Here is a 965-nt window from a genome sequence, read left to right on the forward strand (position 1 = left end):
CTCGCGGCGCTCGAGACCTCGCCGGACGGCCTGACGGACGCCGAGGCGCGACGCCGCCTGGCCCAGAACGGGCCCAACGAGCTGGCCTCGAAGCCGCCCAAGACGCTCGGCGCCATGGTGCGCGAGCAGCTGGGCGACCCCATGGTGCTCATCCTCGTGGTGGCGGCCGTGCTCTCGGCGCTTCTGCGGGAGTGGGCCGAGGCGGGCATCATTTTCGCCATCGTGGTGGTGAACGCCGTGATCGGCATCGTGCAGGAGCGCAAGGCGCAGTCGTCGCTCGAGGCGCTGCGGTCGCTCTCCGCGCCCACGGCCCGTGTCGTGCGCGGCGGCGCCGAGGAGATCCTGCCCGCCCGCGAGCTCGTGGTCGGCGACCTGGTCATGCTGGACGACGGCAGCATGGTGCCCGCCGACCTGCGCCTCTTGGACACGGCGAGCCTGCGCGTGCAGGAGGCCTCGCTCACCGGCGAGTCGGTGCCTTCCGAGAAGGACGCCGACGCGAAGGTCGCCCCCGGCGCGCCGCTCGGCGACCGCTCCACCATGGCCTTCGCCACGTCCATCGTCACGGGCGGACGCGGGCGGGGCGTGGTGACAGCCACGGGAATGGGCACCGAGGTCGGCCAGATCGCGGGGCTTTTGGAGGGCGACGAGGAGCTGGACACGCCGCTCAAGCGCAAGCTGGCCTCGTTCGGCAAGCTGCTCACCATCGTGGGCGTGGCGGCGGCGCTGGCCGTGGTGGCCATCGGCCTGGCCTACGGCCGGCCGTTCGTGCCGCTTCTGCTGCTGGCTGTGTCGCTGGCCATCTCCGTCATCCCCGAGAGCCTTCCCGCCACCGCCACCATCGTCATGGCGCTGGGCGTGCAGCGCATGGCGCGGCACCAGGCGCTCGTGCGGCGCCTGCCCGCCGTGGAGACGCTTGGCGGCGCCACCGTCATCTGCACGGACAAGACCGGCACCCTCACCGAGAA

At 72.7% G+C, this 965-nt stretch carries 1 protein-coding gene; it reads left to right on the top strand.

All coding sequences use genetic code 11. The features are described from left to right. Positions 1 to 965: HAD-IC family P-type ATPase (locus tag GPA_RS02640; protein WP_156791116.1), on the top strand; the 965-nt coding region annotated here is incomplete at both ends.

The sequence above is a fragment of the Gordonibacter pamelaeae 7-10-1-b genome (genome assembly GCF_000210055.1).
GTDB lineage: Bacteria > Actinomycetota > Coriobacteriia > Coriobacteriales > Eggerthellaceae > Gordonibacter > Gordonibacter pamelaeae.